The 13,542-nt window shown below is 35.5% G+C and carries 12 protein-coding genes; all 12 read left to right on the forward strand.

Annotated elements, in window-relative coordinates; genetic code table 11:
- Nucleotides 1-29 precede the first annotated feature (29 nt).
- The 12 genes from LWE_RS05365 (at nt 30) to guaA (ending at nt 13,384) form a co-directional block, all read left to right on the forward strand.
- Complete coding sequence (locus LWE_RS05365) at nt 30-2,381, forward strand: bifunctional glycosyltransferase/CDP-glycerol:glycerophosphate glycerophosphotransferase (protein WP_011701881.1); 2,352 nt, start codon at nt 30-32, stop codon at nt 2,379-2,381.
- A 64-nt stretch (nt 2,382-2,445) separates the two neighbouring features.
- Nucleotides 2,446-3,159, forward strand: a complete 714-nt coding sequence (locus LWE_RS05370) for an IspD/TarI family cytidylyltransferase (protein ID WP_011701882.1) — start codon at nt 2,446-2,448, stop codon at nt 3,157-3,159.
- On the forward strand, nt 3,152-4,177 hold the full coding sequence (locus tag LWE_RS05375; RefSeq protein ID WP_011701883.1) for a ribitol-5-phosphate dehydrogenase: 1,026 nt from the start codon (nt 3,152-3,154) through the stop codon (nt 4,175-4,177). The genes LWE_RS05370 and LWE_RS05375 overlap by 8 nt, the downstream gene beginning before the upstream one ends.
- Nucleotides 4,178-4,316: 139 nt before the next feature.
- Nucleotides 4,317-5,705 (forward strand): glycosyltransferase family 2 protein, encoded by a 1,389-nt coding sequence (locus LWE_RS05380; protein ID WP_011701884.1) that lies wholly within the window; start codon nt 4,317-4,319, stop codon nt 5,703-5,705.
- A complete protein-coding gene (locus LWE_RS05385; RefSeq protein WP_011701885.1) occupies nt 5,705-6,859 on the forward strand; it encodes a CDP-glycerol glycerophosphotransferase family protein in 1,155 nt (384 codons plus the stop codon). Before LWE_RS05380 ends, LWE_RS05385 begins: the two co-directional genes overlap by 1 nt.
- A 12-nt stretch (nt 6,860-6,871) precedes the next feature.
- Nucleotides 6,872-8,032 carry a CDP-glycerol glycerophosphotransferase family protein gene (locus LWE_RS05390; protein ID WP_011701886.1) on the forward strand — a complete coding sequence of 387 codons (1,161 nt, stop codon included), beginning with the start codon at nt 6,872-6,874 and terminating at the stop codon, nt 8,030-8,032.
- 55 nt (nt 8,033-8,087) lie between these two features.
- Nucleotides 8,088-8,471, forward strand: coding sequence for a glycerol-3-phosphate cytidylyltransferase (tagD, locus tag LWE_RS05395; protein WP_011701887.1), 384 nt, complete (start codon nt 8,088-8,090; stop codon nt 8,469-8,471).
- A gap of 116 nt (nt 8,472-8,587) precedes the next feature.
- On the forward strand, nt 8,588-10,078 hold the full coding sequence (locus tag LWE_RS05400; RefSeq protein WP_011701888.1) for a nicotinate phosphoribosyltransferase: 1,491 nt from the start codon (nt 8,588-8,590) through the stop codon (nt 10,076-10,078).
- An 11-nt stretch (nt 10,079-10,089) separates the two neighbouring features.
- A complete protein-coding gene (nadE, locus tag LWE_RS05405; protein ID WP_011701889.1) occupies nt 10,090-10,914 on the forward strand; it encodes an ammonia-dependent NAD(+) synthetase in 825 nt (274 codons plus the stop codon).
- Between the two features lie 12 nt (nt 10,915-10,926).
- Nucleotides 10,927-11,235, forward strand: coding sequence for a putative quinol monooxygenase (locus LWE_RS05410; protein ID WP_011701890.1), 309 nt, complete (start codon nt 10,927-10,929; stop codon nt 11,233-11,235).
- A gap of 59 nt (nt 11,236-11,294) precedes the next feature.
- Complete coding sequence (locus tag LWE_RS05415) at nt 11,295-11,699, forward strand: PTS sugar transporter subunit IIB (protein ID WP_011701891.1); 405 nt, start codon at nt 11,295-11,297, stop codon at nt 11,697-11,699.
- A gap of 128 nt (nt 11,700-11,827) precedes the next feature.
- Nucleotides 11,828-13,384 carry a glutamine-hydrolyzing GMP synthase gene (gene guaA, locus LWE_RS05420; RefSeq protein WP_011701892.1) on the forward strand — a complete coding sequence of 519 codons (1,557 nt, stop codon included), beginning with the start codon at nt 11,828-11,830 and terminating at the stop codon, nt 13,382-13,384.
- The last annotated feature ends 158 nt before the right edge of the window (nt 13,385-13,542 follow it).

Below are 13,542 nucleotides of genomic sequence, written 5' to 3' on the forward strand. Positions count from 1 at the left end.
TAAATAAAATGTATAAAGGGAGATTAAGCATGCTCTATGAGATTATAAAAGAATCAAAAATAGCAGAACCAAAAATTTCTGTTATAGTTCCAGTTTATAATGTAATTAGTTATATTGATGAAACGATTAATTCCTTACTAAGCCAAACCTTAAAAGAAATTGAAATAATTTTAGTTGATGACGGTTCTTCTGATGGAAGTTTTGAAAGAATTATTGATTACGGGGAACGTCATGATAATATTTGTGTCGCAAAAGAACCTAACGCCGGACCTGGTATGGCTCGTAATAACGGTTTAAGCATCGCTAAAGGTAAATACATTAGTTTTGTTGACTCTGATGACATTCTCCCTGAAAGAGCGCTAGAAATCATGTATGAAGCTGCTGAGAAAGAGCAAGTTGGTGTAGTTACTGGTATATCTGTCAGCTTTAACAACAGTCGCTCATGGTTTATTGGCGGGCACTTTAAAAAAGGTGTTTTCAAAAAAGGTCGTAAATCACTTCTCCAAAACCCCGAAATGCTATATACATTAGGACCGTGTAATAAACTTTATCGCCGAGATATGGTTCAAGATATTCGTTTCCCTAATTCAATTAAAGTTGCAGAAGATCACCCATTTGTTATTGAAGCTTATTTGAAATCTGAAAATATTTATACAGTAGATGAAATAATATATAATTATAGGGCACGTGAAGATGAAGGGGATATCTCACTATCTCAAATCGTTACATCAGATCCTTATGTGAGTTTCAAAGATATCATTGCCAGCATCAAACTTTCAGATGCTCTTTTAAAACAATATGTGACGAATCCAATTGCACTTCAAAAAATTAGAATAGATTATTATGACCGGATTATTTCAACAGATATTTGGCCTGCCTATAAAGGGATTTTGTTGAGCGGAAGCGCGGAAACGCAAATTAAAATGTTCGATGCTTTTCGTGAATTATTAGATTCGATGGATTTTCATTTGTATAATAACCTAGGCGTATTTCAGCGTTTGCTTACATTTGAAACAATTAATCGCTACACATTTATTAAAGAAAAGGCGCGCTCAAGTTATTTGAGAGCTGTAAGATTAGCCTATGAAAAATTAGATCCAGGTTCTTTAAATAAATTGTTATCATCAGAGTTTCCTAAAGAAGTTCGTGCTGGCGAAAAAGCTGCTAAACGAAACTCAATCAAACCAATCTATAACCGTCTTGTTACTCGTAAAATTGGTTCGACAATTAAACTTGGATATGAAAAAGTTATCGCCGAAAATTGGAAAAAATTATCTGGAGTTGCGCGTAATTTTTATGCGCGTAGAATTTCTTTTCCGTTTTATAAATTAGCTAAGAAAGAACGTAAAATAGTCTTTCTAACTAATAAGCATGATGTGCTTGCTGATTCTTTTAAAGCTGTATATGATGAAGTTATCTTGCAAAAACCAGATTATAAAGTGGTAGGGTATCTAAAACAACCAAAACGTTCTATTTTGGAATTGCTAAAAATGTACAAAGACATTGCAACCGCTGAATATATCTTTTTAGATGATTATTATCGTCAAATATATGGACTAACACTTCGCAAAGATACAGAAGTGATTCAACTTTGGCATGCCGCAGGAGCTTTTAAAAAGTTTGGTTTTAGTTCCATAGGTTATGCAGATAGTAATACAGAAAGTTTTGAACGTGATGCACATAAAAACTATTCAAAAGTAGTTGTATCTTCAAGTGAAATAGTGCCATTTTATGCAGAAGCATTTGGAGTAGACGAAAAGAATGTGTTACCACTAGGCGTTCCACGAACAGATCGTTTCTTTAATGAAGAGTACAAAACTTACATTAAAACTGTTTTTGAAGGTAAATATCCAGCTTTGAAGAATAAAAAAATCATCACATATGCACCAACTTTCCGTGGCGGTCCAGGTGAACGTCAACAATTTATTATGAACTTGAACATTCGTCGTCTGGCTGAACAATTAGGTGATGAATATGCACTTATTTTAAAAATGCATCCATCTGTTGTTAGAGGAGTCGGAATCCCATTTGATTTACAAGAATTCGCATTTAATATGAGCGGGGAAGACATTAACGATGTTTTAATTAATACGGACATTTTAATTACCGATTATTCATCCGTAGTCTTTGATTTCTCGATAATGGAAAAACCAATTCTTTTCTATGCTTATGATTTGGAAAATTATTTAGGAGAGCGTAATTTCTATTATAATTTTGAAGAATTTGTTCCGGGGCCAATTGTTCGGACAAATGAAGAAGTAATTAGCGCAATTAAATCAAATGATTTTGATCTTCATAAAGTTCGCACGTTTAAAGAGAGATTCTTTGATGATTTAGACGGCCATTCTGCAGAACGAATTGTGAAAGAACTTATTAAGTAAGATTTAACACTGGAATTGTGGTATAATAAACACTGTTAAAAAAACAGTTAAAGGAGATTAGAGGATGATATACGCTCAAATTTTAGCTGGAGGAAAAGGCACGCGAATGGGAAATGTTAGCATGCCAAAACAATTTCTACCTCTAAATGGTAAACCGATTATTGTTCATACGGTAGAAAAATTTATTTTAAACACACGTTTTGATAAAATTATTATTTCTTCTCCAAAAGAATGGATGAATCATGCGGAGGATAATATTAAAAAATATATTTCTGATGACCGCATTGTAGTAATCGAAGGTGGGGAAGACCGTAACGAAACAATTATGAATGGCATTCGTTTTGTAGAAAAAACGTATGGCTTAAATGATGATGATGTAATTATTACTCATGATGCAGTTCGTCCGTTTTTAACACATCGAATTATTGAAGAAAATATAGAAGCTGCACTTGAAACTGGAGCAGTTGATACTGTCATTGAAGCGCTTGATACAATTGTTGAATCAAGCAACCACGACTTTATCACGGATATTCCAGTGAGAGATCATATGTATCAAGGACAAACACCCCAAAGTTTTAATATGAAAAAAGTTTATAATCATTATCAAAACTTGACTACTGAAAAGAAACAAATTTTAACAGATGCTTGTAAGATTTGTTTACTTGCTGGTGATCATGTGAAGCTTGTTAAGGGTGAAATATTCAATATTAAGATTACGACACCTTATGACTTAAAAGTGGCTAATGCGATTATTCAGGAGCGGATAGCCAATGATTAATCAAGTATATAGACTTGTGTCAGAAAGACAGTTTGAAGTTGCCAATGTGGATGAAAATTTGACGGAAGATGTAGTGGTTGTTAGACCAACTCATCTATCTATTTGTGCGGCGGATCAACGCTACTATACAGGTTCTAGAGGGAAAGAAATGCTATCAAAAAAACTCCCAATGGCACTGATTCATGAAGGTGTTGGTGAAGTAGTTTATGATGCAACAAAAGAATTTAAACCAGGAACTAAAGTAGTTATGATTCCAAATACACCATTCGAGAATGATCCTGTCGTTGCTGAAAATTATTTGCAATCAAGTAAATTCCGTTCTAGTGGTTACGATGGATTAATGCAAGACTATGTATTCATGCGAAGAGATCGGGTAGTTGCATTACCAGATGATATTAATATGAAAGTTGCTGCATTTTCTGAACTAATTTCCGTTGCCGTGCACGCAATTTTACGATTTGAGGAGAAAAGTAATGCAAATCGTGAAACTTTTGGGGTATGGGGAGATGGAAACTTAGGATTTATCACTTCTTTACTGTTGAAAAATTGGTATCCTGAAAGTAAAGTATACATTTTTGGGAAAACTCCGTACAAATTAGACTTCTTTTCTTTTGTAGATGGTGCTTATGCAATTGATGATGTACCAGCTGATTTAGTGATTGATCAAGCATTTGAATGTGCTGGTGGAATGGGTAGTCAGTATGCAGTGAGTCAAATTATAGATGTTATTAAACCAGAAGGAACGATTTCTCTTCTAGGTGTATCTGAGTATCCGATTGAATTCAATTCACGTATGGTTCTTGAAAAAGGGCTTACTGTTTATGGAAGTAGCCGTAGCGGTCGCGTTGATTTTGAAAAAACAGTAGAATTTCTTTCAACAAACAAACGTGGTGTAGAATACTTACAAAATCTTGTCGGTGAAGTTCATAAAGTTCACTCTATTCAAGATGTAATCGAAACATTCGAAGCTGATTTACGCAGTCCTTGGGGCAAAAGCGTAATGGAGTGGAAAATATAATAAAAATATTGGGGAGTTTAGACCATAAGCTTATGAAATTGTTTGCTAAAGTTTGTTTAGGAAGCAAGTCGAATTAAAATGTTCGATAATCATTTGTTTTTATCTAAACTTCCCAGCTTTTATATGGAGAGGAAAAAGAATGAAATTTGCAATTATAATTCCTTTTTACAATGCTGAAAAAAGACTTAGTTTGTCTATAGATAGTATAATTAAGCAGTCTTACGGCTTTTTGGAGCATGTAGAGTTACTGCTTATTAATGATGGAAGTACCGACGATAGTGGAATAATTGCAGCAAAATATGCTGATAAATATCCGAGCAATATTAGATATATTGAAGTCCCAAATGGCGGTCCATCGAAAGCACGAAATATTGGTATACATAATGTAAGAAAAGACACAGATTTTATCGGATTTTTAGATGCAGATGATCTTTTAACTAACAACACGTTAGCAAGTATGGCTGCTTTTTTAGATGAAAATCAAGTTAATATGCTAGTTCCTGCATTTTATTATTTGGATGATTTTGGAAAAAAAGAAAAAATTTCTGCGCACAAATTAAACAATCGATTTGATCAAGGAAATAGAGTAATCCATATTGAAAAAGAACCTCAAGCAATTCATTTTTATATTGGGGGGACTTTTCTGCGTTATGAGCATTTAAAAAATTTTTCATTTGATGAATCGCTTCGCTTTGCAGAAGATCAATTGTTAATTACGCAGTTTTTACTTGAAAGTAAATCTTATGGCGTTATTGCTGATGCTGGTTATTATTATTACCGTGATTTAAAACAAAAAGGTTCTTTAGTGAGTTCAGCTTGGAAGCAACCAGATAGATACATCCCATTTCTCCAAAATGTGTATCAAGTTTATTTAACACGTTCTAAAGAGCTTTTTGGTGAGGTCATTCCATATGTTCAATATTTAATTGCTTATCATGCAAAATTATTTTTTTATAAAGAAAATAGCTATTTTAAAGAAGTATTAAACGAAGAAGAACAAGAAATCTTTGTACGAGAATTGCAAAAAATACTACAAGAAGTAGAAAAAGAAACTATTCTAAAACTCGATACACCACTTGTTGTAAAAGAAATGATACTTTCTATTTTAAGATATGGCTGGCCTATTCAATTTGAAGCGGCAAACATCCAGGAAGTTCCAGTTACTACAGTGAAAGAAAATTATCGGATAGGGAAAGCTGTTTTCATTGAATTGTATTTAGAAGAAGCAAGACTCAATTTACCGGATGAGGGTCGTTTTATCGCTCACACTAGATTTCGTGGGCTACCTACTAAAATAATAAAAAGACAAGTAGACCAAAAAATGTGGGATGTAATTGTTAGAAAACAAGGCACAATCGAAAAAGCAATCTTTAAGCTAAAACCTTATCAAAATAAAGTAAGCATTTATTATCAAGATAATATGACGAAATTTACCATAACTAATATCAATGTATTAAGCAGTATTTTGGCAAAATTAAAGCGCAATAAAGAATTAAAAAGAAAGTTTAAACAGGGGGGACTGTCCTGATGAAATTCGTACAAAAAATATATTATTTACTCTTTAGATTAGTAGGATTTTTACCTCGAAAAAAAGAGTTAGTTATGTTTGAAAGTTTTTCAGGCAAACAATATAGTTGTAATCCACGAGCGATTTTTGAATATATGGAGGAGCATAATCCGGAATATGAATTACTCTGGAGTGTAAATCCAAAATATGTTGGACTTTTTGAAGAGCATGGTGTGCCTTATGTAAAACGTTTTTCTGTAAGTTGGTTATTCAAAATGGGACTCGCAAAATACTGGATTTCGAATAGCAGACTTCCGTTAGAACTACCGAAACCCAAAAAAACAATCTATGTCCAAACATGGCATGGTACACCATTAAAAAAATTAGGTGTCGATATCGATGAAGTCCATATGCCAGGACAAACAACAGAACAATATAAAACTGATTTTGTTAAAGAAGCAAAGAAATGGGATTATTTAATTTCCCCTAATGCTTATTCTAGCGTCATTTTTAGGCGAGCATTTGGTTTTACTGGCGAAATGATTGAATCTGGCTATCCACGAAATGATATATTATTTAGTTCAAAGAAAGAAGAGAAAATTGCTGCCATAAAAAACGAATTAAACATTCCAGCTGACAAAAAAGTTATATTATATGCCCCAACATGGCGCGATAATGACTTTTATGAAGTTGGTAAGTACAAATTCGATTTAAAAATTGATATAGCTAAAATGAGAGAAAAATTTGGGGATGAGATTATTTTACTTGTCCGGATGCATTATTTAGTTGCGGAACATTTTGATTTTGGTCAATATGGTGATTTTATTCGAGACACTTCTAATCATGAAGATATTAGAGATTTATATTTAGTAAGTGATTTATTGATTACTGATTACTCTTCCGTATTTTTTGATTATGCTAATTTAAAACGTCCAATGTTGTTTTATACTTATGACTTAGCGGAGTACCGAGACACCCTTCGAGGATTTTATTTTGATTTCGAAAAAAATGCTCCTGGGCCGCTTGTTGAAACTAACGAAGCACTTATGGACGAACTTGGAAAAATGCTTGAAAATCCGCCCCAAATAAAAGAAAGTTTTTTAGAACAGTTTTGTACTTGGGAAGATGGTCATGCGGCAGAAAAAACCGTAAAAACAGTTTTTGCTAAAAAATAGGTGGTGGGGAATTTGAAAAAAATAGCAATTTATCTATATATGTTTGCGGTGAAAATAACTGGCTCCTTAGCAAGGATTTTTCCTGTTCAGCAGAAAGTTGTTTTTCTAGTAAGTTTTGAAGAAAACCCCACAGCTATTATTAGGCAAATGGAACTTGCGAAAGTAAAGCCCAAAACGGTTGTTTTCTATGATCCGCGTGTCAATGTAACGAATATGTCTTTAGATTTCATACAATTAAAACCTAAAAATTTAGCGCAATTTATTCCACTCATGTTTCATATTAATACAGCAAAAGTTATTGTTACAGATAATTATTTTGTAGAGCTAGCTGGCTTAAAAGTGAGAAGTGGTGTATCTTGTATTCAAATTTGGCATGCTAATGGGGCGTTGAAAAAGTTTGGTTGGGAAGATAAAGCTGCCCAAAAACGAACGGATACCGACAAAAAAAGATTTTTAGAAGTATATAAACGTTTTACGAACGTGCTTGTAGGATCGGATGCAATGGCAGCTATTTTCAAAAAATCGTTTTTAATGAGTGAATCGCAAATTTTAAAACTTGGTATTCCACGTACAGATTATTTTTTCAATGAACAAAAGTTAAAAGAAAATTATGAGTGGACTTATTCAAAATTAAATCTTATGGATAAAAAGATAATTTTATATGCGCCTACTTTTCGTGATAATGAACTTCAAAGTACTAAATTGCATTTAAATATTACTGAATTGAAAGCAGCATTAAGTAATGATTATCAGCTGATCTTAAAACTTCATCCATCCATTAGTCAGGATTTGGAAAAAATAGAAGATGATTTTGTTGTATATGCGGATAAGGAAATGCCGATAGAAACGATATTACCTACAGTAGATATTTTAATTACTGACTATTCTTCTATCCCTTTTGAATTTGCATTACTTCATAAACCAATTATATTTTTCACCTATGATTTAAACGAATATGATAAAGCAAGAGGGCTTTCTGATGGGTTTTTAGAAACAATTCCAGGGCCGCATGCTTTTACAACAACGGGACTTATTGAATTAATTAAACAAGAAACATTCGATATAGAAAGAATCCGTTCTTTTGCAGCAGAATGGAATAAATATTCAGACGGTTTTTCCAGTGAACGCTTTGTTTTATTTTTAAAAGAACAGCTGGAAAAACAAGACAGCTAACAAGTAGAGAAATTTTTGTTTTCTTGATATACTACTAAAGAAAGTAGGTGGGCTGATGAAAAAAGTAATTACATATGGTACATTTGATTTAATTCACTGGGGGCATATTCGGTTATTAGAACGAGCAAAAGCTCTGGGTGATTACCTTATCGTAGCCATTTCAACAGATGAATTTAATCGAATGAAACACAAAGAAGCGTACCATAACTTTGAACATCGTAAACTAATTTTAGAAGCGATAAGATATGTGGATGAAGTGATTCCAGAAAGTAACTGGGAACAAAAATTAGAAGATGTAAAAAATCGTGATATTGATATTTTTGTGATGGGTGATGACTGGGAAGGTGAGTTTGACTTCTTAAAACCATATTGTGAAGTTGTTTATTTACCACGTACAGACGGTATTTCTACTTCCAAGATTAAAGATGATTTAAAATAGGCGTAGCACAAAACGGGCGGACTGGTAATGTTTAATTATTAGGTGGTGGGCTTGTTTTGTGCTATTATTATGTATAAATGATAACGAAAGAACTACTTATGTTAGGAGCAAAAAAGATGACAAATTTATTTCAAGATGATAGTCTAACGCTGCATACAGACTTATATCAACTAAATATGATGAAAGCGTATTTTGACGATGGACTTCATGAGCGTAGATCGGTGTTTGAAGTTTTTTTCCGTGATATGCCATTTGATTCAGGTTTTGTTGTGTTTGCTGGACTGGAACGAATTATTCATTATATGCAAAATTTACGTTTTACAGAAACGGATATTGCTTATTTACACGACGAACTTGGTTTTGATGGTCCTTTTCTAGAATATTTACGTAACTTTAAATTCAAAGGAAATATTCTTGCAGCAAAAGAAGGAGAATTTGTTTTTAAAACAGAGCCAATTCTTCAAGTAGAAGCAAGTCTAGCAGAAGCACAATTGATTGAAACAGCTTTGCTTAATATTGTGAATTTCCAAACGCTGATTGCGACAAAAGCTGCGCGCATTCGTTCTGTTATTGACGACGAAACGTTTGCCGAATTTGGGACAAGACGCGCTCAAGAAATGGACGCGGCTATTTGGGGCACACGAGCGGCTTACATTGGCGGTTGCGATTCGACAAGTAATGTTCGCGCTGGGAAGATTTTTGGCATTCCTGTGTCCGGTACGATGGCGCATGCGATGGTTCAAGCTTATCGCGACGAACTCGAAGCATTTAGAAGTTACGCAAAAACGCATTTTGATTCGATTTTCTTAGTAGATACATACGATACGCTAAAATCTGGCGTACCAAATGCGATTAAAGTGGCGAAAGAAATGGGCGACAAAATCAACTTTATCGGTATTCGTTTAGATAGTGGAGATATGGCTTTCTTATCCAAGAAAGCGCGCCAAATGTTAGATGAAGCTGGTTTTACAGAAGCGAAAATTTTTGCTTCAAGTGATTTAGATGAACATACTATTTTGTCATTAAAAGCGCAAAAAGCAAAAATCGATTCTTGGGGTGTTGGTACGAAACTGATTACTGCTTATGACCAACCTGCTCTTGGGGCCGTTTACAAAATGGCTGCGATTGCCGATGAAAATGATATTTTACAAGATTCTATTAAACTTTCTAGTAATACCGAAAAAGTGTCGACTCCTGGTAAAAAGAAAGTTTACCGGATTATCACGAATGAAGATGGTTTAAAAGCGGAAGGCGATTATATTGCTTTAGCGGACGAATCACTAGAAAATGTGGCTAAACTAACTATGTTCCACCCAGTTCATACGTATATTATGAAAACAGTCGAGAATTTCACCGCGCGTGAATTGCTTGTACCGATTTTCCAAAACGGGGAACTTGTGTATGATATGCCTTCATTAGATGAAATTAAAGCGTATAAAGAAGAAAACTTGGCGCTGCTTTGGGACGAGTACAAACGAACAGTTCGTCCAGAGCAATACCCGGTTGATTTAAGTGTGAAATGTTGGAAAAATAAGATGCGTAATATCGAAAAAGTACGTAAAAGTGTCCAACTTCATTCACCAGTTGAACTAGATATGCCGTTTTAGGAGGAATTATAATGGAAATCAGAAAAAGAATTTTAGCAGATATGCAAGTAGCAGAAACGATTGATGCACACGAAGAAATTAGAAAAAGTGTCGAGTTTTTAAAAGCATATTTAAAAAAGAATACGTTCTTAAAAAGCTTTGTTCTTGGGATTTCTGGGGGGCAAGATTCGACTTTAACAGGAAAGTTAGCACAGTTGGCGATAAGTGAAATGCGGGATGAAACAGGTGACAATGAATACCAGTTCTTCGCTGTGAGCTTGCCATACGGAACACAACTAGATGAATCGGACCGTCAAGATGCACTGAACTTTATGAATCCAGATAATCGCTTAACTGTGAACATTAAAGCTTCGGTTGACGCTAGTGTCGCGGCACTTGCGGAAGCGGGAGTTGAACTATCTGATTTCGCTAAAGGAAATGAAAAAGCGCGCGAACGGATGAAAGTACAATATGCGATTGCTGCGATGCATAAAGGCGTAGTGGTTGGAACCGATCACTCCGCAGAAGCAGTTACTGGCTTTTATACGAAATACGGCGACGGGGGAACGGATATTAATCCACTGTTCCGTTTGAATAAAAGACAAGGCAAGGCGCTTCTTAAAGAGCTTGGCTGCCCAGAACATTTATATTTGAAAAAACCGACTGCTGATTTAGAAGATAACAAGCCGGCACTTCCTGACGAGGTCGCGCTTGGTGTGACTTATGACCAAATTGACGATTACTTGGAAGGCAAAGAAGTCCCAGCAGATGCTGCGGCAAAAATTGAGAACTGGTTTATTAAAACCGAACATAAACGCCATATGGCAATTACGATATTTGACGATTTCTGGAAATAGGAGGCTGTTTAAATGAATGTTGGTTATGGTTTATTAACTGCATTTTATACACATCCAGGAGAAAAAGACAATTTAGTTAAAATTTTGCTTGAAGCGGCAGAGGGGCTAGACGATTACAACACATGTATTCAGTATATTGTGAGTGAATCTGAAACAGAGCCAAACACTGTATTTGTTTCTGAACTATGGGTCGACAAAGGGCATCATAAAGCATCTCTTGATAACCCAGCTGTAAAAGAAGTAATTGAACGTGCTAAACCTCTGATAAAAGAAGTTAAACGAATACAAGAATTAGACATACTCGGCGGAAAAGGCATATAGCTTTAACAACAAGAATGATTCTGGGAAATTCCTAGAATCATTTTTTGGAGGGATGACAAATGCAAACGTTGATGATTGTTTGTGCTGGTGGCGCAACGTCAAGCTTAATGGCGCAAAATGTAGTAAAAAGCGCTACTTTAGATGGAATGAATGCAGTTTTAGTATTTCCAGAAGATGTGAAATATAAAGATAGTTTTTATGAAAAATATAGCGAGCGGGATTTGGTGGTTGTGATGGGACCAGTTGGCGCTATTACAGCCGGGAAATTCCGTGATTATAAAGAACAAGTCGATGCAGTATTAGTAGCGCCACAAGTGAAATATATGTATAAAACAGTAGAAGAGGTTTTAGGAGATCTAAATATTCCTTGTGCTAATATTGATTCGCTTGATTTCGGTCGGATGCGGGGAGACAAGATTCTCACACAAGGTCTAGCCTTGATGGGTGCGAAAAATTCCAAATAAGGTGTTGCAACTTTAGAGGGGAAACGTTAAAATGAAAGAAGATGAAAAGGACAAGTGATTTGTCCTTTTCTTATATTATAGTGAAGTAACCGCAATTTTGCGGTTTCATTTTATAGATAAGGGTGGTTTTGTTTAAAATTATGAAAGACTTTACCGAGCAAGAGAAAATTATCGTTCTAGATTTTGGTAGTCAGTACAATCAACTAATTACGCGCCGCATTCGTGAATTCGGTGTGTATAGTGAATTACATCCGCATACTATTACAGTTGAAGAAATGAAAGCACTAAATCCAACGGGGATTATTTTTTCAGGAGGACCTAACAGTGTGTATGACAAAGATGCTTTTCGCGCTGACGAAAGAATCTTTGACATGGGAATTCCGATTTTAGGAATTTGTTACGGCATGCAATTAATGACAACCCATTTCGATGGTAAAGTAGAACGTGCAAAAGATCGCGAATACGGGAAAGCGGATATTCATGTGGAAAATCCGAGCCGTTTATTTGCAGGACTTCCAACAGATCAAGTTGTCTGGATGAGTCACGGCGATTTAGTCGTTGAGGAACCAGCTGGTTTTGAAGTAACAGCAACTAGTCCATCTTGCCCAATTGCTGGAATTGCAGACGAAGAACGGTTACTATACGGCGTGCAATTCCACCCAGAAGTACGTCACTCTGTTTATGGAAACGAATTACTGAAGAATTTTGCATTAAACGTATGTGGATGTAAAGGCGACTGGACAATGGAAAACTTTAGTGAAGTAGAAATCGCTAAAATCCAAGAAATCGTTGGTGATAAAAAAGTCTTGCTTGCACTTTCTGGCGGTGTTGATTCTTCCGTTGTTGGTGTGTTAATTCATAAAGCAATTGGCGACCAACTAACATGTATTTTCGTAGACCACGGCCTTCTTCGTAAAGGGGAAGCTGACCAAGTAATGGCGACGTTACAAGGCGAATTCAACATGAACATCATCAAAGTAGATGCGAAAAAACGTTTCATGGACAAACTAGCTGGCGTTTCTGACCCAGAACAAAAACGTAAAATCATCGGAAACGAATTCATTTACGTATTCGACGATGAAGCCAACAAACTAGATGGCGTAGAATTCCTTGCACAAGGAACACTTTACACAGACATCATCGAAAGTGGTACAGCAACTGCCCAAACAATCAAGTCGCACCACAATGTCGGCGGTTTACCAGAAGATATGCAATTTAAACTAATCGAACCATTAAATACACTCTTCAAAGATGAAGTTCGAGCACTAGGAACTGAACTTGGCATGCCTGACGCAATCGTTTGGCGCCAACCATTCCCAGGCCCAGGCCTAGGAATCCGCGTCCTTGGCGAAATCACGGAAGAAAAATTAGAGATTGTCCGCGATTCTGATTACATCCTGCGCGAAGAAATCAAAAAAGCCGGCCTAGAACGCGAAATCTGGCAATATTTCACAGCACTTCCAAACATCCGTAGCGTTGGTGTTATGGGTGATGGCAGAACGTATGACCATACTGTGGTTGTTCGTGCGGTGACGAGTATTGACGGTATGACAGCTGATTGGGCACGTATTCCTTGGGATGTACTGGAGAAGATTTCAGTGCGGATTGTGAATGAAGTGGATCATGTGAATCGTGTTGTTTATGATATTACGAGTAAGCCACCAGCTACGGTTGAGTGGGAATAAAAACAAAGCCCTAAAACCTCAGTATTGATGAAGTTTTAGGGCTTTCCCTATGTTGAGTTATAACATTTTTTATTTATCGTAGTATTTTTACGCATAATTATTTTATCAAAAACAGTTGCATAAAGAATATAAGTAATTTGAACAAGTACAAATGAAGT

The sequence above is a fragment of the Listeria welshimeri serovar 6b str. SLCC5334 genome (assembly GCF_000060285.1).
GTDB classification, from domain to species: domain Bacteria; phylum Bacillota; class Bacilli; order Lactobacillales; family Listeriaceae; genus Listeria; species Listeria welshimeri.

Coding starts and splice junctions, on each gene's coding strand:
- LWE_RS05365 (WP_011701881.1), top strand. CDS start 30: ATGCTCTATGAGATTATAAAAGAATCAAAAATAGCAGAACCAAAAATT.
- LWE_RS05370 (WP_011701882.1), top strand. CDS start 2,446: ATGATATACGCTCAAATTTTAGCTGGAGGAAAAGGCACGCGAATGGGA.
- LWE_RS05375 (WP_011701883.1), top strand. CDS start 3,152: ATGATTAATCAAGTATATAGACTTGTGTCAGAAAGACAGTTTGAAGTT.
- LWE_RS05380 (WP_011701884.1), top strand. CDS start 4,317: ATGAAATTTGCAATTATAATTCCTTTTTACAATGCTGAAAAAAGACTT.
- LWE_RS05385 (WP_011701885.1), top strand. CDS start 5,705: ATGAAATTCGTACAAAAAATATATTATTTACTCTTTAGATTAGTAGGA.
- tagD (WP_011701887.1), top strand. CDS start 8,088: ATGAAAAAAGTAATTACATATGGTACATTTGATTTAATTCACTGGGGG.
- LWE_RS05400 (WP_011701888.1), top strand. CDS start 8,588: ATGACAAATTTATTTCAAGATGATAGTCTAACGCTGCATACAGACTTA.
- nadE (WP_011701889.1), top strand. CDS start 10,090: ATGGAAATCAGAAAAAGAATTTTAGCAGATATGCAAGTAGCAGAAACG.
- LWE_RS05410 (WP_011701890.1), top strand. CDS start 10,927: ATGAATGTTGGTTATGGTTTATTAACTGCATTTTATACACATCCAGGA.
- LWE_RS05415 (WP_011701891.1), top strand. CDS start 11,295: ATGCAAACGTTGATGATTGTTTGTGCTGGTGGCGCAACGTCAAGCTTA.